14 protein-coding genes are annotated in these 16,225 nt (G+C 65.5%); 9 read left to right on the forward strand and 5 right to left on the reverse strand.

Features of this window, described 5'->3' with window-relative positions:
• The first annotated feature begins 10 nt into the window (after nucleotides 1-10).
• Complete coding sequence (locus tag C0Z18_RS02335; protein WP_233216863.1) at nucleotides 11-664, forward strand: LuxR family transcriptional regulator; 654 nt, start codon at nucleotides 11-13, stop codon at nucleotides 662-664.
• Nucleotides 665-737: 73 nt separating this feature from the next.
• Here the strand turns inward: C0Z18_RS02335 and C0Z18_RS02340 are convergent, their stop codons facing one another.
• Entirely contained in the window at nucleotides 738-2,432 is a 1,695-nt protein-coding gene (locus tag C0Z18_RS02340) for a hypothetical protein (RefSeq protein WP_146013921.1), read from the reverse strand.
• A gap of 350 nt (nucleotides 2,433-2,782) precedes the next feature.
• On the opposite strand from C0Z18_RS02340, the gene C0Z18_RS02345 reads away from it, so the two are divergent.
• The gene (locus C0Z18_RS02345; RefSeq protein ID WP_102643769.1) at nucleotides 2,783-4,981 is read left to right on the forward strand and encodes a multicopper oxidase family protein; all 2,199 of its coding nucleotides are present in this window, start codon (nucleotides 2,783-2,785) and stop codon (nucleotides 4,979-4,981) included.
• 167 nt (nucleotides 4,982-5,148) lie between these two features.
• Nucleotides 5,149-5,442, forward strand: a complete 294-nt coding sequence (locus C0Z18_RS33370) for a response regulator transcription factor (RefSeq protein ID WP_269845257.1) — start codon at nucleotides 5,149-5,151, stop codon at nucleotides 5,440-5,442.
• Here the strand turns inward: C0Z18_RS33370 and C0Z18_RS02355 are convergent.
• On the reverse strand, nucleotides 5,432-6,346 hold the full coding sequence (locus C0Z18_RS02355) for a LysR substrate-binding domain-containing protein (protein WP_102643771.1): 915 nt from the start codon (nucleotides 6,344-6,346) through the stop codon (nucleotides 5,432-5,434). The genes C0Z18_RS33370 and C0Z18_RS02355 overlap by 11 nt on opposite strands.
• Before the next feature lie 153 nt (nucleotides 6,347-6,499).
• On the opposite strand from C0Z18_RS02355, the gene C0Z18_RS02360 reads away from it, so the two are divergent.
• Nucleotides 6,500-7,726 (forward strand): multidrug effflux MFS transporter, encoded by a 1,227-nt coding sequence (locus tag C0Z18_RS02360; RefSeq protein ID WP_102643772.1) that lies wholly within the window; start codon nucleotides 6,500-6,502, stop codon nucleotides 7,724-7,726.
• Here the strand turns inward: C0Z18_RS02360 and C0Z18_RS02365 are convergent.
• Nucleotides 7,719-8,438 carry a FadR/GntR family transcriptional regulator gene (locus tag C0Z18_RS02365; protein WP_233216864.1) on the reverse strand — a complete coding sequence of 240 codons (720 nt, stop codon included), beginning with the start codon at nucleotides 8,436-8,438 and terminating at the stop codon, nucleotides 7,719-7,721. The two genes, C0Z18_RS02360 and C0Z18_RS02365, sit on opposite strands and share 8 nt — an antisense overlap.
• Nucleotides 8,439-8,568: 130 nt before the next feature.
• Between C0Z18_RS02365 and C0Z18_RS02370 the strand changes: the two genes are divergently transcribed.
• From C0Z18_RS02370 to C0Z18_RS02385, 4 genes are all read left to right on the forward strand, one after another.
• Nucleotides 8,569-9,471 carry a (Fe-S)-binding protein gene (locus C0Z18_RS02370; RefSeq protein WP_102643773.1) on the forward strand — a complete coding sequence of 301 codons (903 nt, stop codon included), beginning with the start codon at nucleotides 8,569-8,571 and terminating at the stop codon, nucleotides 9,469-9,471.
• A 2-nt stretch (nucleotides 9,472-9,473) separates the two neighbouring features.
• Complete coding sequence (locus C0Z18_RS02375) at nucleotides 9,474-10,199, forward strand: LutC/YkgG family protein (RefSeq protein WP_102643774.1); 726 nt, start codon at nucleotides 9,474-9,476, stop codon at nucleotides 10,197-10,199.
• Complete coding sequence (locus C0Z18_RS02380) at nucleotides 10,196-11,641, forward strand: LutB/LldF family L-lactate oxidation iron-sulfur protein (RefSeq protein ID WP_102643775.1); 1,446 nt, start codon at nucleotides 10,196-10,198, stop codon at nucleotides 11,639-11,641. The genes C0Z18_RS02375 and C0Z18_RS02380 overlap by 4 nt, the downstream gene beginning before the upstream one ends.
• 110 nt (nucleotides 11,642-11,751) lie before the next feature.
• Nucleotides 11,752-13,461 carry a lactate permease LctP family transporter gene (locus C0Z18_RS02385; RefSeq protein WP_102643776.1) on the forward strand — a complete coding sequence of 570 codons (1,710 nt, stop codon included), beginning with the start codon at nucleotides 11,752-11,754 and terminating at the stop codon, nucleotides 13,459-13,461.
• A 54-nt stretch (nucleotides 13,462-13,515) separates the two neighbouring features.
• Here C0Z18_RS02385 and C0Z18_RS02390 read toward each other — a convergent pair whose 3' ends face one another.
• Nucleotides 13,516-14,604: a zinc-binding dehydrogenase gene (locus C0Z18_RS02390; RefSeq protein WP_102643777.1), complete on the reverse strand. Its 1,089-nt coding sequence runs from the start codon at nucleotides 14,602-14,604 to the stop codon at nucleotides 13,516-13,518.
• A 108-nt stretch (nucleotides 14,605-14,712) separates the two neighbouring features.
• Here C0Z18_RS02390 and C0Z18_RS02395 point away from each other — a divergent pair, with 108 nt between their 5' ends.
• The gene (locus C0Z18_RS02395; protein WP_102643778.1) at nucleotides 14,713-15,633 is read left to right on the forward strand and encodes a LysR family transcriptional regulator; all 921 of its coding nucleotides are present in this window, start codon (nucleotides 14,713-14,715) and stop codon (nucleotides 15,631-15,633) included.
• Nucleotides 15,634-15,645: 12 nt separating this feature from the next.
• On the opposite strand, the gene C0Z18_RS02400 is transcribed toward C0Z18_RS02395, so the two are convergent.
• Nucleotides 15,646-16,170, reverse strand: coding sequence for a hypothetical protein (locus tag C0Z18_RS02400; RefSeq protein WP_233216893.1), 525 nt, complete (start codon nucleotides 16,168-16,170; stop codon nucleotides 15,646-15,648).
• Nucleotides 16,171-16,225: the final 55 nt, after the last annotated feature.

The following is a 16,225-nucleotide window of genomic DNA, read 5'->3' on the forward strand; positions in this document are numbered from 1 at the left end:
CGAATCCGAGGTGTTCAGCGAATTGGCCAATGCCGCTCATGAACTGGGCTTCGAACATTGCTCGTTCGGTATGCGAGTGCCATTCCCGATCAGCAATCCGCGCTACGTGCTTCAGTCGGACTACCCCAATGCGTGGAAAGAGCGTTACGTGAGTCACAACTATTTCACGATCGATCCCACCGTCCGTCACGGGCTCACGCAGTCGCTGCCTTTGATTTGGCAGGCCGACGGCCAAACCGAGAGCGCCGATTTCTGGGAGGAGGCGGCGCATCATGGGCTGCGTTACGGATGGTCCATGCCGGCGACGAGCCGAAACGGGTCCATCGGGCTCGTAACGATGGCCCGCTCAAGCGAGCCCATCGAGGGCCGCGAGTTGATGTGCAAAGAGTATCGAATGCTGTGGCTCGTCAATGCGGTGAACTGTGCGATGAGCGCCTATCTGGCCACTCAATTGGCGCCGGAGTATGGCGTCGAGCTGACGTGCCGCGAGCGCGAGACGCTGAAGTGGTCGGCAACGGGCAAGACCTACGTGGAGATCGGCATGATCATGTCGGTCGACGAACGAACCGTCAAATTCCATCTGGTCAACACGATGCGCAAGCTCAATGCGACGAACAAGACCGAGGCCGCGGTCAAGGCGGTCATGCTGGGGCTGCTGTGGTAATTGAAAACGGGCAACAGCGCGTGGCGACCGTTGCCCTCATCGTTGCCAGCGCATTTGCGCCGGCAACCGCCGCTCAATGATCCGGGCTATCGCTCGAATCGTCGGCTTTCATCAGCGCACTCTCGGAAGCCATGAACACGCCGTTGACCGTCGCCGTCGCAAAGACGATCGAGCGCGAGCCCATGACGTAGTACCCCGTTCCGCTCACCGGCGCCGCGGAGCCCACGTTCAGCGCGAAACTCGCGGCCGCATCGGTGAGAATGAACGAGGCCGGCGATGCAGGCGTCCAAGTCGTAGCGGTTAGCGTCGGCGTTCCCGTCGGCGTATTGCTCGTCGCAAATTCGAAATCGAATTCGCCCTTCACCGAAGCCGGGCTCGACATCGTCCATCCCGAGGCGCTCGGCACGACACATTCGCCGAGCACACCGCCCCCGACGCCCGGCACGAAACCGCTCAAGCGAATCGGTTGCCCCGCCGCGCAAGATACTCCCGCGCTTTCGCTGCTCGAGGCCGGCACCGTCACGCCGTTCCAGACCGGGGCTGCGCCGCTCGCCGCCAAAACCGCGGAGAAATTCGTCAGCACGTTCGTTCCCGCGTTGAGCCCGCCGCCCTGCAAGGCGAACGCGCTACCGCCCGTTACGAGCGCACTCGGCACGGCGCCGAGCTTGCCGCGCAATTGGTAAGTCTGCACACCCGATTTGATCGTGAGCTTGACCAGCGCGCCGCGCACGACACCCGTCACGTTGCCGTCGGTCGAGCTGATCGTGCCGTCGCTCGCAACGGTCAGTGTCGTATCGGCGAACACGCTGGGCGCGGCAGTGCTCGTCGGCGCCGCGGCAACGTTCGATGCCGTCAGATTCGCGCCGAGCCCCGTTTCCGCCACCAGTGCTTGCAACTGATAGGCCCCGGCGGGAACCACGGACGTGCCCGACTCCACCACGTCGCCCGTGCTCAACTGCGGCCCGAACACATCGTCGGACGCGATCGCTTGCTGCAGGGTCGTCAGCGCCGTCGCGCAATTTCCGCCGAGCGCGGCCGCCGCCGATGCGAGCGTCGTCGAATTGCCCGAGGTCAAGTTCGATGCCGCGGCGATGGCCGCCGCCAAGTTGGTCGTCGAAGTGATGCTCGCCGAAGGCGTGCACAGTTTGTCGCCCACTGCCTTGATCGCCGATGCGATGACGAGAATATCGCCGCGATAGGTGTGCAGCGTCGTGCCGTATGCGGCGTGTGTCAGATTGGCATACGCCCCGCCGTTCACCTGCGCGTAGACCGCGAGCGCCGCCGTCGTAACCGGCGTGACGTCGAGGTCGGGCAACTCGGTCGAGCTCAGCGTACCGGCGGCCGCGAGCGAGGTGGCCGTCCCTAGATAGCTCGACAGAACGAGAGACGTCTGGTTCGGGTCGGTGGCGTTCGCGAAAACCGGCGCGCTCGTCGCCGGCAACGTCACGCTGCCCGTGAACGAGCCGTCGGCGCCGGCGGTGACCGTGCCGATTACCGTCGCGCCCGCATCGCCTTGCGGCGCACCCGACGTAAAGACCACCTGCGCCCCCGCGATCGGGCTGTCGATCGCCTTACCCGTCAGCGAGGCCGCCGCGGCAACGGGTGTCGATGCGGTCGCACCGGTCGCTCCGCCTCCGCCCCCGCAAGCCGCGAGCGCCAGTACGAGCGCCGCCAGCGGCGTCCATCTAAGATGGCGGGCGGCCGCACCTTGCGGAACCTTCACCACCAAACGTTTGCGTGAACGCGCGAATCGAATAGTCGTTGTCATAGAAGCCGCCCTCCTAGTGCGGTTAAAAGGGGTATCGGCATCCGGAGCGTAAACTTCAATCCATCCGATCAATAATTTTCTGATGAATTCTTAATGAATTTTTTTCCATCTACTCACGCTCATAAAAAGCGCCACGAGGTCCTCATTTTAAGCTATTTGCGCCAACCATCCCTAGAGAGAAAAGTGGTTTTCGGACAATCAACCCGCGTTTTTTACATACGCATTTTTTTAAACCGTTCAATTGCTAGTATTTTCTCCGCGCTATCGACCGCGCGACAAGCTCGAGCGCGTCACGCTCACAGCGTCTTCAATCAATTCCCCAAAATATCGATCGCTACGCGGAGTTATTCATGCGGTTGTTCTCTCGGTTGCTTGCCGCCGTGGCGGCTTGCGCGTCGCTCTGCGTGTGCACGGTTGCGACAGCCGCGCCGCCTGCCGGCCATAGCGTCCGCCCTTTCTCCACGCCGGCCACGTGCGGCGGCCCCGGCTACGTCGCCTACGGCTCCAGCCCGATCACACTAACCGCCGGCTATTCGACGTACAGCATCTACAACCCCTCGACGGATGCGTACGATCAGGTGAACGTGCGCGCTTACGACGGATGCCCGACGGGCCCGACCATCAACGTCTCTCCGGGCCAAACGCTGAAGGTGCAATTGAAAAATACGTTGCCGGCGGAATCGGCCACGACGTGTCCGCCCGACGCCGGCCACGATAGCCCGCATTGCTTCAACACCGTGAACTTGCATCTGCATGGGATGCACGTCTCGCCGTCCGGCAATAGCGACAACGTATTCATCAGCATCGCGCCCGGCGCCTCGGCCAATTACGTCTATCAAATCCCGGCAGATCATCCGTCGGGGACGTTTTGGTATCACTCGCACCATCACGGCTCGACCGCGATCGACGTCGCCAGCGGAATGGAAGGCGTGTTGATCGTTCGCGGCCGGCGCACGGCCGCCGATCGAGCGGCCAATGGCGGCATCGCCGATATCGACACGATTCTCCACAATCGCGCGGGTGGCGCGTTTCCCGAACACGTCTTTCTGTTTCAACAAATCGAATACGGCTGTTTCGCGAATGCCCAAGCCTCGGCGCCGCTCGCCGATCCCGTGACCTTCGCGTGGGTCTGTCCGTCCGGCAGCGTCGGCGAGTTGCGCAATTACACGAATCAGTTGAACTTCGTTGCCGATCCGCGCCCGGGCCACACGGGTCGCAAAAACTCGACCTGGGAGATATCGGGGCGCTACACGCAGATCAACGGTGTGGTCCAACCGATGTATCCCACCGCCACCACGTTCTTGCCCGCGGGCCAGATTCAGCGCTGGCGTCTCGTGCACGGCGGCGATCGGGACACCATCAATCTGAAAATCGTGCAGGCCAACTTGACGGCCGTGGGCGGCGCAGCCCACGCTAGCGCGAGCACGAAAGAGATCGATGCCGCCGCTCGGGCCGCCCGCGCGTTGTTGGCGGGCCCGCATACGCGCGCGCAAACCGCCACAACGCTCGACCAATTGTGCGGCGGCGAAGTGGTGAAGCAAGTCGAAATCGCCGACGACGGTTTGACCCGCAACGCCATGATCGAGGAAGACGTCGCGACGCTGAACCCCGGCTATCGGCGCGACGTGCTCGTCGCATTTCCGCAGCCGGGCCTCTATTGCATACTCGACGAAGCCGCGGACGTCTCGTCGACGATCGCCTACCAACCCGGCGCCGACAAAGTGAAGGATCGCCGTTTGCTCGCCTTCGTGCGCATCGGCCCCGGCACGAACGTGCCCGATTACACGCCGGACGGCCTCGGCCACTCGAAATACTGGCAATACGTACGCAATTCGCTCGTCGATGCGAACAGCGATCTGCCCGCCGGCGTGCTCGCCGATTTACGCACGCTCGACACACACGTCTACGCACCGGAGCAGCCGCTCGCGGGCCCGATCAACAAGCAAGTGCCGATGCTGATGAACGTCACCGCGGCGAACGGCAAGCCGCAGTTCGTCATGAACGCCCAGCTATACGATCCCGCGCGAATCGACTACACGGCCGTGCTCGGCACCACGGACGAATGGCGCATCGCCGCGGGCAGCAACGGCGCGCACGTCTTTCACATCCACGTGAATCCGTTCGAGATCGTCGATATTCTCAACGCGAAGGGCGTCTCCATCTACGATTCGAGCGGCAATTGCACCGCACAAGAATTGGCTACCGGAGACGCGGAGTACTGTACGCTGCGCGGCGTTTTTCTTGATACGGTGTTCATCAAACCGGGCTATACGATCGTCATGCGCACGCAGTACAAAGACTTCACCGGCGAATTCGTCATGCACTGCCATGTGCTCGATCACGAAGATGGGGGGATGATGGGGAACGTCGCCATCGTCTCGCCCACCACGGCGCTGATCTCACATGTGACCGAGCCGCTCGCGCGCGCGAAGGCGGACGTCGCGGGATTCGTGGACAAATTGCGCTACGGCAGGCAACGCTCCGCCGAACTCGCATTCACCGCGCCGATATGCGGCGCCGGCGGCGCGCAGGCCATCGCGGCGAAGTAACGACATCCATCGGGGCGCGCGGTGCGGCATCGTCAATCGCACATATCCTGCATGTGATTTCGCCGATGGGTTTGCATGCCTTCTCGCTCTATGCTTTCGCACGTATGCCTAGCCGGGCCCTGCCGCGCGGACGAACGCGCAGCGCGGCGCCAGGAAATGGAGAAGGTATGAGCAATCGCAACGAGCCATTCGGCGAACACCCGCTCACCGCGTGCGTCGCGCCTTGCGGGGCCGAGCCGTCCCGCGCGCGGCCGGCGGCGTTCGCGCCGCTGACCGCGCGCGAGTTCGCAGTCTTGGATTGGCTGAAGGAAGGTAAGACGAATGGCGAGATCGGCGCGATCCTCGATATCAGCGAACGCACGGTCAAATTCCACGTTGCGAACATTCGCGAGAAACTGAAGGCGTCCAGCCGCAGCCACGTGGTCGCCCTCGCCTACTCCCACAACCTGATCAAGCGCTGAACGCTTTGAGCGAGCCGGCGTCCTGCGTTTCCTCGAGCGCCCGCATGAAGTGACGCACGCCCGCGCTTTGCGCGCGTGCACGCCACAGCAGATGGATATCCACGCCCAGCGGCAGCCAATCGATCCGCTTGAACGCCACGCCGGGCGGGCTCATCCGCCGCATGCTCGATTGCATGACCGCGGCGCCGAGCCCCGCGCTGACGAGACCGAGCGTCGTCGACACCTGTGCCACCTCGAATTGAATATCGGGTGTAAAACCCGCCGCGGCGCACGCGGCGAGAAAGCGCTCGCGCGCGGCCGGATTGATCGACTTCGGCAGCGCGATCCACGGCATACCGTCCAGATCGCTCGGCATCACCTCGTCTTTGGCGGCCAACGGGTGGTCGTCGGCGAGCGCGAGCACGAACGGCTCGCTCGTCAGCAAACGGCTCGTCAACGATTCGGTGGGCTGCGGCAAGTTGTAGACGAACGCAATATCGATCAGCGAGCGTTCGAGCGCATCGATCTGCTCGCCGGAGCGCATCGCCGCGAGCTTCAAGTTGACACGAGGGTGCGCCGCGCGAAAACGGCGCAGCGCCGCCGGCAGCCGCCCGTTGTGGATGATGCCCTCGCAATAGCCGACCGACACCGAGCACGCCTCGCCTTTGCCGATTTGCCGAGCGCGTTCTTCGACGCGTTCGGCGCGGCTCAACAAATCGCGCGCCTGCTCGAGAAAGTCCCGCCCTGCCGGCGTGAGCCTCACGCGCTGCTTGATGCGTTCGAATAGTTGCAGCCCGAGATGATCCTCGAGTTGCCGGATCTGGCGCGAAAGCGGCGACTGCGAGATGTGCAGCCGCTCGGCGGCGCGCGCCACGTGCTCCATTTCAGCCACCGCCACGAAGTACCTCAGTTGCTGCAACTCCATGATTATGTCCTTTTTGGCATCAACTATGACCAATTAAGTCTTGGACGGCATTATATCCGGTCATTAAGCTTCGGTCCTGTGATTCGTGCTCATCGCGCCTACCGGCTCGGGTCGACCGAGCGTCCGGGGCGGAACAACCAACGACCTGTAACCATGGAAACGAACGTCATGAACCCATCGCGCAGCGCCATCCCTCGAGGGGTGCTGCTCGTCACGCTCGTGCTGCTCAGCGCGAGCGGACTCGTCGCATCCGATATCAACCTCCCGGGCATGCCGCTCGCGGCGCGTGCGTTCGGCACGCCGATCTCGGCGCTGCAACATACGTTCAGCGTCTACATCGTGGGGCTCGCGCTCGCGCAAGCGCTGTACGGCCCGCTTTCCGATGCCTACGGCCGGCGCCGCCTCGTCATCGGCGGCATGCTGCTTTACGCGGCCGCATCGGTGGGCTGCTCCCTCGCGCCGAACGTCACGGTCTTCGGCCTCGCCCGCATCGTGCAGGCGCTCGGCGCGGGTGCCGGGATGGTGATCGGCCGAGCCATCGTGAGCGATATCTTCGATGCGAAGAAAGCCGCGCACACGTTCACGACGATCATGCCGATCGTCGGCGCATCGCCGGCGCTCTCGCCGCTGATCGGCGGCTATATCACGGCCTACGTGTCGTGGCGCGCGCCGTTCCTGTTCACGGCCGCGCTCGGCATCGCCGCGGCGCTTTTGCTCGCCATCTACATACCGGAGACGGTGCCCAAGGCGAATCGCCACAGCAATATCGCGCGCACGTTCCGCAGTTATCCGATGCTATTGGTGCAGCCGCGTTTGTGGTCCTATGCGCTCATTCTGTGCGTGGGCTACGCGGTGTATCTGGGGTATCTCGCCGCGTCGCCCGTGCTGCTCGTCGGCATGGGCCTGTCGACGAAGACGATCAGTTATTGCTATATGAGCTTGTCCGTCACGTATATCGTCGGCAATCTGACGTCGCGCCATTTCGCGAAAACGCATGGCATCGATCGGCTCATCGGCGTGGGGCTCGCGATTCTCGCAGCCGGCGCCGCATCGCTGATCGCGGCGAGTTTCGGCCGTCCGACACCGTTGCCGATGATCCTCGCGATTTCCGTCGTCACGCTCGCGAACGGTTTCATGCTGCCGCTGTCTTTCGCCGGGGGCGTGACGAGCTTCCCCGACAACGCCGGCGCCGCATCGGGACTCATGGGCGCGCTGCATATGATCGCGGGTTCGCTCGCCATCTACCTCGTCGCGGAGTTGCCGGGCACGGTCGCGGCCCTCGCCGGGTTCGTCACGGCGGTCGCAGCGATCGGATGCGTGGCGTTTCCGGTGCTGCGGCGCACGCGCGGTTGGACCAATATGCGCGCGACGGTTAGCTGAGCCGCCCGCCCTCGTTCACTTGGCGGCGCACGAAGTCGATGTGAGTCTGCATCGCCGTGCGCGCCTCCTCCGGGCGACGCGAGCAAATCGCGTCGCACAGCGTGCGATGCTGCAGCAGCAACAGCGCCGAGGCGTCCTCGCCCTGCTCGCGCAAGCCGGTGCCGTTGATCGCGATATGCTCGCGCAGCACGCTCAGCACCCCCGCGTGTAGATGCAAGAACATCGCGTTGTGCGAAGCCTTTGCAATCGCCTCGTGCAGTTTCGCATCGGCCTGCGCCTCGCCCGCCTTGTCGTCGTCGCGCCGCGCTTTCTCGAGCGTGCGCATCAGCGATTCGATCGTTTTGATCTCGTCTTTCGACGCACGCATCGCCGCAAAGTAGGCGGTGGCGCCCTCCAACACCCGGCGAAACTCCAAGATGTCGTCGCGTAGCGCGGGATGGTCGGCAACGAGTTCGCCCCAGGGCGACGCCACCCCGGTGCGCAACCGATCCGTCACGTACACGCCCGCACCCGGACGGCTATGCACGAGCGAGCGAGCGGCCAACCGCTGGATTGCCTCGCGAATCGTATTACGTGAAACGCCATAGCGCTCGGCGAGCGCACGCTCCGCCGGCAGCCGCGCGCCGGCCGCGAACGTGCCGTCGAGCAACGAGGTCTCCAACGCGCGCATCGCGGCTTGCACGCGCGATCCGTTCCCCATGGTCTGCTTCATCCGACTCTCCTTGCCGCCATCGCTTCGCGGCGCCCGTCTCGTCGCATTGGTCCAACCAATTTGTGACCTGTTGCGATTGCGGCAATTATGCGCTCAACGCCGTCGACGAAAAGCGGCTTTGGAGAGAGACATGCCGCAAAGGCAAAGGCACTACCCACTGCATCGGCCCACGGATGTCTACCTGTTCGCCACGTGCCTCGTGGATCTGTTCGTTCCGCAAGCGGGGCTCGACGCCGTCCGATTGCTCGAGCGGGAAGGGCTGACCGTGCACTACCCGAAAGGGCAGAGCTGCTGCGGGCAACCGGCTTACAGCAGCGGCAACCCCGAGCAGGCCCGCGCGGTCGCGCGCGCGCAACTGGACTTGTTTCCCGAACCTTGGCCGATCGTCGTGCCCTCCGGTTCGTGCGCCGGCATGATGCGTCATCACTGGCCGAAGCTGTTCGAGGGCGATGCCACGCATGAAGCTCACGCTCGGCAACTCGCTGAACGCGTCTACGAACTCGCCGAATTTCTCGTTCACGTCCTCGAAGTCGACTTCGCCGGTCAGGTAGACGGCACGCCGGGCTCGGGGCCGCTTCAAACCGAGCGCGTCGTGCTGCACACGTCGTGCGCGGCGCGGCGCGAGATGGGCACACGCGAACACGGTGTCGCCCTGATCGATGCGCTGCCCGGCGTCACACGCGTCGATCACGAGCGCGAAGCCGAATGCTGCGGCTTCGGCGGCACGTTCTCGCTCAAGCATCCCGACATCTCCGGCGCCATGGTGCGCGACAAGGTCGCTTCCGCCTGCGCCACGGGATGCGAGCGGCTCGTCACGGCCGACTGCGGCTGCATGCTCAACATCGGTCATGCGGCCGAGCACGAAGGCGCGCCGCTCGCGGTCGAACATCTGGCCAGTTTTTTGTGGCGGCGCACGGGCGCGGACAAAAGGCCCACGCACGCGAACGACGCATCGGCCCCGAGCGCGACGCGATCGTCGCCCCTCGCCGAAGCCATCGACGCCAAGTCAGTCTCCCAAGCGCGAGGCCGGTAAGCATGCTCACTTCCCGAGAACTGATCTTAGGGCGGCTGCGAGCCGCCGCCGCGCGCACGCCGAAGCTCGATGCCGCATCGCTCGATCGTCGCGTCGACTTGCATTACGCCATGTGGCGTCCGCTCGCCGAGGCAACGCTCGAGCAACGCGTGGACGCGTTCGAACGCGCGCTTGGCGCCGCCCATGCCGAAGTGTGGCGTGCGAGCGAGGCGGCCTGGCCGGCCGACTTGGCACGCCGCCTTGCCGATGCGGGGGTGCGCCGCTTGCTGCTCGATCCGGAGCGCGCCGAGGGCGCCGCGCTGGCCGCCGCGCTGCCCGGCAGCATCGAGGCTCTCTCCTTCGCGCGACCGATCGAAACCTGGAAGCGAGAACTCTTCGATACCGTCGATGCGGGCTTCACGCTCGCGCGTTCGGGCATCGCGGCCACCGGCACCCTCATCGTCGAACCCGACCGCGGCTCGCCGCGCACGATGTCGCTCGCGCCGCCGCTGCACGTCGCGCTCGTGCATGCCGATACGCTGCACCGCGACCTGCACGAAGCGGCTCGCGCGGAGCGCTGGCACGAAGGCATGCCGGCCAATTTAGCGCTCGTGTCGGGCCCGTCGAAGACGTCCGATATCCAGCAAACGCTCGCCTACGGCGCGCACGGCCCGCGCAGGTTGTGGGTCGTCATCGTCACGAAGGAGCGCGCTTCCAGCGCCGCCACGCCGCCGGAGCATCGCCGATGAGCACCCAGCCCCTTCATTTCGTCGCACCGGGCGACTTCAAAACGCGGGCGCGCGCGGCACTCGACGATCCCGCGTTACGCGCGAGCTTTCGCGGCGCGATGACGTTCTTGCAGGACAAACGCACGGCCCAATTTCCCGATGCCGACGAACTCGAAGCATTGCGCGATCTCGGCCAGGCGATTCGCCAAGACGCGCTCGCGCGCCTGCCCGAGTTGCTGACGCAGCTCGAGCGCAATCTCGTCGCGGCCGGCGCGCAGGTGCATTGGGCGGCCACGGCCGAGGAAGCGAACGCGCTGATTTTGGAGATCGCGCAAACGCACGGAGCGAAGCGCGTCATCAAGGGCAAGTCGATGGCGAGCGAGGAGATCGAGCTCAACCACTACCTGGCCGAACATGGCGTGAGTTGTACCGAATCCGATCTCGGCGAATTCATCGTCCAGCTAGCCGACGAAAAGCCCTCGCATATCGTCATGCCGGCGATTCATAAGACGAAGCGGGACATCGCGCGTCTGTTCGAAGCGCACATCGCCAATGCCGAATACACGGAAGACGTCGATGCGCTGATCCAGACGGGAAGGCGCGCGCTGCGCCACGCGTTCGTCGACGCCGACATCGGTCTATCGGGCGCGAACTTCGCGGCGGCGGATACCGGCACGCTATGGCTGGTCGAAAACGAAGGCAACGGCCGGCTTTCGACCTCGGTGCCCGACGTTCATATCGCGATCGTCGGCATCGAGAAAGTCGTGGCCAAACTCGAGCACATCGTGCCGCTCGCGAGCCTGCTCACGCGCTCGGCCACGGGCCAAGCGATTACCACCTACTTCAATCTGATCTCCGGACCGCGCCGCGAAGGCGAACTCGACGGTCCGCGTGAGATGCACGTGGTGCTGCTCGATAACGGCCGCACGCAAGCGTACGCGGACGAGGAGTTGCGCTCCACGCTGCAATGCATTCGTTGCGGCGCCTGCATGAATCACTGCCCCGTCTATACGCGCATCGGCGGTCATGCCTACGGCACCACCTACCCAGGCCCCATCGGCAAGATCATTTCGCCGCACCTGCTCGGTCTCGAAGCAACGGCGGATCTGCCGACCGCCTCGTCGCTCTGCGGCGCTTGCGGGGAGGTCTGTCCCGTGCGCATTCCCATCCCGCAGTTGCTGATCCGCTTGCGCACCGAGGCCAATCGCGCACCGGACGACGCCGTCGCGCACCCGCTGCGCGGGCAAGGCGCGAACTACACGCGCCGCGAGCACCTCGTATGGCGGTTTTGGCGCGGGGCATTCGCGCACCCGCGCGCTTATCGGCTCTTTCGCTGGGCGGCCACGCGTTTCGCGGCACTCACGCCGTCGCGGCAAATGGGATGGACCGATCACCGCACGCCGCTCAAACCCGCGCCGCAAAGCCTGGCCGACTTGCTGCGCGCGCGCGGCCAACCCGAATAAGCGACCCGCGCGGGCCACGCCCGACAGCAGGCACCGATTCACGCTCAGGCCGCGCGCCACGCGACGCGGCCGGGCACCGCTTTGTTCTTGCATTTACGGAGGAGACCGATATGCAGATGTGGAGCCAAACCTATACGCCGCTCGGCGGGCTGGGGCTGTCGTCCCTGGTCGCCGGCATCCCGATCGTCTTTTATTTCGCGGCGCTCACCGTCTTGAAGTTCAAGGGCCACGTCGCGGCCGCGATCACACTCGCGCTGGCGCTCGTCGTCGCGATTCTCGCTTACGGCATGCCGGCGCCAACGGCGTTCGCGGCAGCCGGTTACGGATTCGCCTACGGCCTGTGGCCCATCGCGTGGATCATCGTGACGGCCGTGTTCCTCTACAAGATCGTCGTGAAGACGGGGCAATTCGAGATCATTCGCGCATCGGTGCTCTCGATCACCGACGATCGACGGCTGCAAATGCTGTTGATCGGCTTTTCGTTCGGGGCCTTCCTGGAGGGCGCCGCGGGCTTCGGCGCGCCGGTCGCGATCACCGCCGCGCTGCTCGTGGGTCTCGGCTTCAGTCCGCTGTACGCCGCGGGGTTATGCCTCATCGCCAACACCGCGCCGGTCGCGTTCGGCGCCATGGGCATTCCGATCATCGTCGCGGGACAGGTGACCGGGATCGACGCGTTCCATGTCGGCGCGATGGCGGGCCGGCAATTGCCGCTGCTCTCATTGTTCGTCCCGTTCTGGCTCGTGTTCATCATGGACGGCGTGCGCGGCGTCAAGCAAACGTGGCCCGCGGCGCTCGTCGCCGGAGGCAGCTTCGCGGTGACGCAATACTTCACCTCGAACCATATCGGGCCCGAGTTGCCGGACATCGCGTCGTCGCTCGTCAGTCTCGTTGCGCTGACGGCTTTCCTCAAGGTGTGGCAGCCGCGCTCCGCGGCGCAAACCGAGTTCGCCGCGACGAGCGGCGGTGCTGCCGCGCTGTCGGGCTTCGGCGGCGCGCCCGCCGCCGGCCGCCTCGCCGCTACGAGCCGCCAACGCTCGCCGTACACGAGCGCTCAAACCCTGCGCGCGTGGGCACCGTTCGGTCTGCTCACGATCGTCGTCACGATCTGGAGTCTGCCCTCGTTCAAGGCGCTCTTCGCCGCGCACGGCGCGCTCGCGGGGACCGTTCTTTCGCTGCACGTGCCCGGACTCGACCGCCTCGTCTTCAAGACGGCCCCGATCGTGAGCGCCCCGAAAGCCTTGGACGCCGTGTTCAAGCTCGATCTGATCTCGGCGGTCGGCACCGCGATCTTGCTGACCGCGCTGATCTCGGCCGCCTTGCTGCGCGTGCGCCCGAGCGTCGCCGCGCGCACGTTCGCCGAAACCATCGCCGAACTGCGCCGCCCCATTTTGTCGATCGGCCTCGTGCTCGCCTTCGCCTTCGTCGAAAACTACTCGGGCATGTCCTCCACGCTGGCGCTGCTCTTGGCCGGGACCGGCGCGGCGTTCCCGTTCTTCTCGCCGCTGCTCGGCTGGCTCGGCGTGTTTCTGACGGGCTCCGATACGTCGTCGAACGCGCTCTTTTGCTCGCTGCAACACACGACGGCGCATCAGATCGGCGTGTCCGACACGCTGCTCGTCGCGGCCAATACGACCGGCGGCGTGACCGGCAAGATGATCTCGCCGCAGTCGATTGCCGTTGCCTGCGCCGCGACGGGACTCGTCGGCCACGAGGCGTCCCTCTTTCGCTTCACGCTGCGCCATAGCCTGTTCTTCGCGGCCGTGGTCGGCGTCATGACGCTCGTGCAGGCTTATTGGCTCACCGGCATGCTCGTGAACTGAAGCCGCGCGCCGCGGCGCGCTCGTACGCCGGCCACAGCCGGCGTACGATGCGCTTCAGCACCAAGCATGCTCGCCCTCGGCGGACACGACCGTGCATTGCAAACCGTGCGCGCTGCCGGCCCGGTCGATCGCGGTTTCCAACTGCGTGAAGGGATACGCGCTGACATCGATGGCATCGAGCGACAATTGCCCCGACGCCACCAGCGCGACGAGCGCTAAGAAATCGGCACGCGAATACATGAAGTTGCCGAGCAGTTCCCAGTTGTTCAGCAGCATCTCGCCGTAGGGAATCGGCAGCGGCGCCTGCATGCTGCCCATCAGCACGAGCCGGCCATTGCGGCGCAAACTGCGCAGCGCCGCGAGCGTCGCCTGCGCATCGGTCGCCTGCCCCACCATATCGAACGCGAGGTCCGCCGCACCGCCCGCCGCCTCGCGGATCGCGGCAACGTCTTGCGCGCCATCGCCCGTCAGCACGACGCGCTTCACGCGTCCATGCCCGAGTTCGACGAGCGGTGCGAGCGCTTGCGCGCGCCGGCCGAGCGCCACCACGCGGCTCGCCCCGAGGGCCAGCGCGGCGAGCACGGCGGCCGAACCGAAGTAGCCGCTCGCCCCGTTCACCACCACGGTCTCGCCGGCTGCGAGACGCCCGCGGCGCAGCCCGCCGAACGGGACGGAGAATTTGCCCAGCGCGGCGAGCCGGGTCGATGCGACCTCATCCAAACCATCGAGCGCGACGATCGTCGACGCGGGAAACTCGGCGAGTTCGCGCAACGTGCCATGCGGAAAATCGGCAAGCATCGGCGCGCTGCCGGCGCTGATCGCGGTCAATCCGATCAACACCTGCTCCGGCTCCTGCACGGTTTCGTCGGCGCGCCAATACGGCATCACGGCCACCCGTTGACCTTCCCGGAATCCGAACACGCCCTCGCCCACGGCTTCGATGCGAGCGATGCCGTTCGTCCCCGGCGAAAACGGCCCGGGAGGATAGCCATACGGCAGCTTCCCTTCGATGTAGGCGCGCGTGTAGCTCAAGAGCGGCACCGCCTCCATGCGCAGCAGCACCGCGCCGCGGCGCGGCCGGGGCACCGGTTCGTCGCGCAGGGCCAACGGCTTACCGGGTTCGTCGAGCATCCAAGCTTTCATCGTCGTTATCTCCGTTTGAGTTCGTGACACCGATCGGGATCGGACGATTGAACTGTAGCGATGGGCAACGTATTCTTGAAATCAATTAATGGAATCCCACCCATCAATATGATTGATCTCAGAGGCATCGACCTGAATCTTCTCGTTTCGCTGCACGCATTGCTCGAGGAGTCGAACGTCACGCGTGCCGCCGAGCGGCTGCATTTGACCCAGCCCGCGGTCTCCACGCAACTGGCACGGTTGCGGCAGATCTTCGGCGACCCGCTATTGATCCCCGCGCCGAGCGGACGCGGGATGACGCGCAGCGTCCGGGCGACCGAACTGATCGCGCCGCTCGCCGCCGCGCTCGCGCAACTCGAAGCCGTGGTGCGCCGGCAGCCGTCGTTCGATCCGCTCGTCGATACGCGCCGCTTTACGATCGCCGGCAGCGATCAAGCGGTGGCCGTGCTCGGATTCCGGTTGATGCAATCATGGGCGCAGCGGGCCGGGCCGAGCGTGCAGCTTGCTTTCGTGGCGTCGGAGCATTCGAGCAGCATCGAGCGTTTCGAGCGAGGCGAGATCGATCTGCTGATCGGTTCGGAACGCGGCGTGCCCGCCTGGGCCAAGGCGCGCAAACTCTACGACGAGCGCTTCGTCTTCGTGCAGCGAAAGGGGCACCCGCGCGGCGCGGCGCCGCCCGACCTCGACGCCTATTGCTCGCTGGATCACGTGCTGGTCTCAACGAGCGGGGGCAGTTTCTTCGGATTCATGGACGAACACCTCGACGCCTTGGGCCGGGCGCGCCGTGTCGCACTCTCCGTTCAGCACTTCACCGTCGTGCCCGAATTGCTCGCCCTCAGCGATTACGTCGCGACGCTGCCGTCCCGGCTCGTCACGCGCTACCGCGACAAGCTCGACGTATTCGACTTGCCGTTCGACGCGCGCGGCTTCGCGATGTTCGCGGCGTGGCACCCGCGCAGCCAACTCGATCCCGCGTGCGTATGGCTGCGCGAGGCACTCGTCGACGTGGCCGAGCATTGGCCGCACTAATGCGGGCGCGCCTCAGCGCTTGGCCGAGCGCAGCAACGCCGCCGCGGCGAGACCCAACGCGATACCCGCGTAGACGCGCGTCATCGAGCGCGGCCCCAGATGCGCTTCGAAGCCCGGCGTGAGCCGCTTGGGCACGAAATGGTAGTCGACGATATAAGCCGTCGCCGCCGTCCCGGCCGCGGCCGCGAGCACCGCGGCAGGATGCTCGCGCGGCGCACGCGGGGCGATGCGCTCGAACATCAGGGCCCAGAAAATCGCCGCGGCTTGATGGATGCCCAAGCCCAATAGCGTGTGACGCACGCTGAAGCCCACTTCGCGCGGCGCGCGCTCGGGCCAGACGCAATGCGTGACCGCATTGAGCGGCGCATAGGCGGTGGTGCCTTCCCGCCGCGCGCAATACGCCGCGGCACCGGCTGCGCAGAGGCCGGCCACCGTGCCCGAGGCGGCCGCGCGACGCAAATCCAGCGCCCCGCGCGATGCCGCCGCCACGCGCGCGGCGCGCCGGCCCAGCTTGAGTAAGGTCAATGGCTTTCTCATCGCTCCCTCGACTGTTGCCGCGCAACCCATCGCGGTTTGCCGCCGCGTCCGCATC

Source organism: Trinickia dabaoshanensis (genome assembly GCF_002879885.1).
Lineage (GTDB): Bacteria > Pseudomonadota > Gammaproteobacteria > Burkholderiales > Burkholderiaceae > Trinickia > Trinickia dabaoshanensis.

Coding starts and splice junctions, on each gene's coding strand:
- C0Z18_RS02340 (WP_146013921.1), bottom strand. CDS start 2,432: ATGACAACGACTATTCGATTCGCGCGTTCACGCAAACGTTTGGTGGTG.
- C0Z18_RS02345 (WP_102643769.1), top strand. CDS start 2,783: ATGCGGTTGTTCTCTCGGTTGCTTGCCGCCGTGGCGGCTTGCGCGTCG.
- C0Z18_RS33370 (WP_269845257.1), top strand. CDS start 5,149: ATGAGCAATCGCAACGAGCCATTCGGCGAACACCCGCTCACCGCGTGC.
- C0Z18_RS02355 (WP_102643771.1), bottom strand. CDS start 6,346: ATGGAGTTGCAGCAACTGAGGTACTTCGTGGCGGTGGCTGAAATGGAG.
- C0Z18_RS02360 (WP_102643772.1), top strand. CDS start 6,500: ATGGAAACGAACGTCATGAACCCATCGCGCAGCGCCATCCCTCGAGGG.
- C0Z18_RS02365 (WP_233216864.1), bottom strand. CDS start 8,438: ATGAAGCAGACCATGGGGAACGGATCGCGCGTGCAAGCCGCGATGCGC.
- C0Z18_RS02370 (WP_102643773.1), top strand. CDS start 8,569: ATGCCGCAAAGGCAAAGGCACTACCCACTGCATCGGCCCACGGATGTC.
- C0Z18_RS02375 (WP_102643774.1), top strand. CDS start 9,474: ATGCTCACTTCCCGAGAACTGATCTTAGGGCGGCTGCGAGCCGCCGCC.
- C0Z18_RS02380 (WP_102643775.1), top strand. CDS start 10,196: ATGAGCACCCAGCCCCTTCATTTCGTCGCACCGGGCGACTTCAAAACG.
- C0Z18_RS02385 (WP_102643776.1), top strand. CDS start 11,752: ATGCAGATGTGGAGCCAAACCTATACGCCGCTCGGCGGGCTGGGGCTG.
- C0Z18_RS02390 (WP_102643777.1), bottom strand. CDS start 14,604: ATGAAAGCTTGGATGCTCGACGAACCCGGTAAGCCGTTGGCCCTGCGC.
- C0Z18_RS02395 (WP_102643778.1), top strand. CDS start 14,713: ATGATTGATCTCAGAGGCATCGACCTGAATCTTCTCGTTTCGCTGCAC.
- C0Z18_RS02400 (WP_233216893.1), bottom strand. CDS start 16,170: ATGAGAAAGCCATTGACCTTACTCAAGCTGGGCCGGCGCGCCGCGCGC.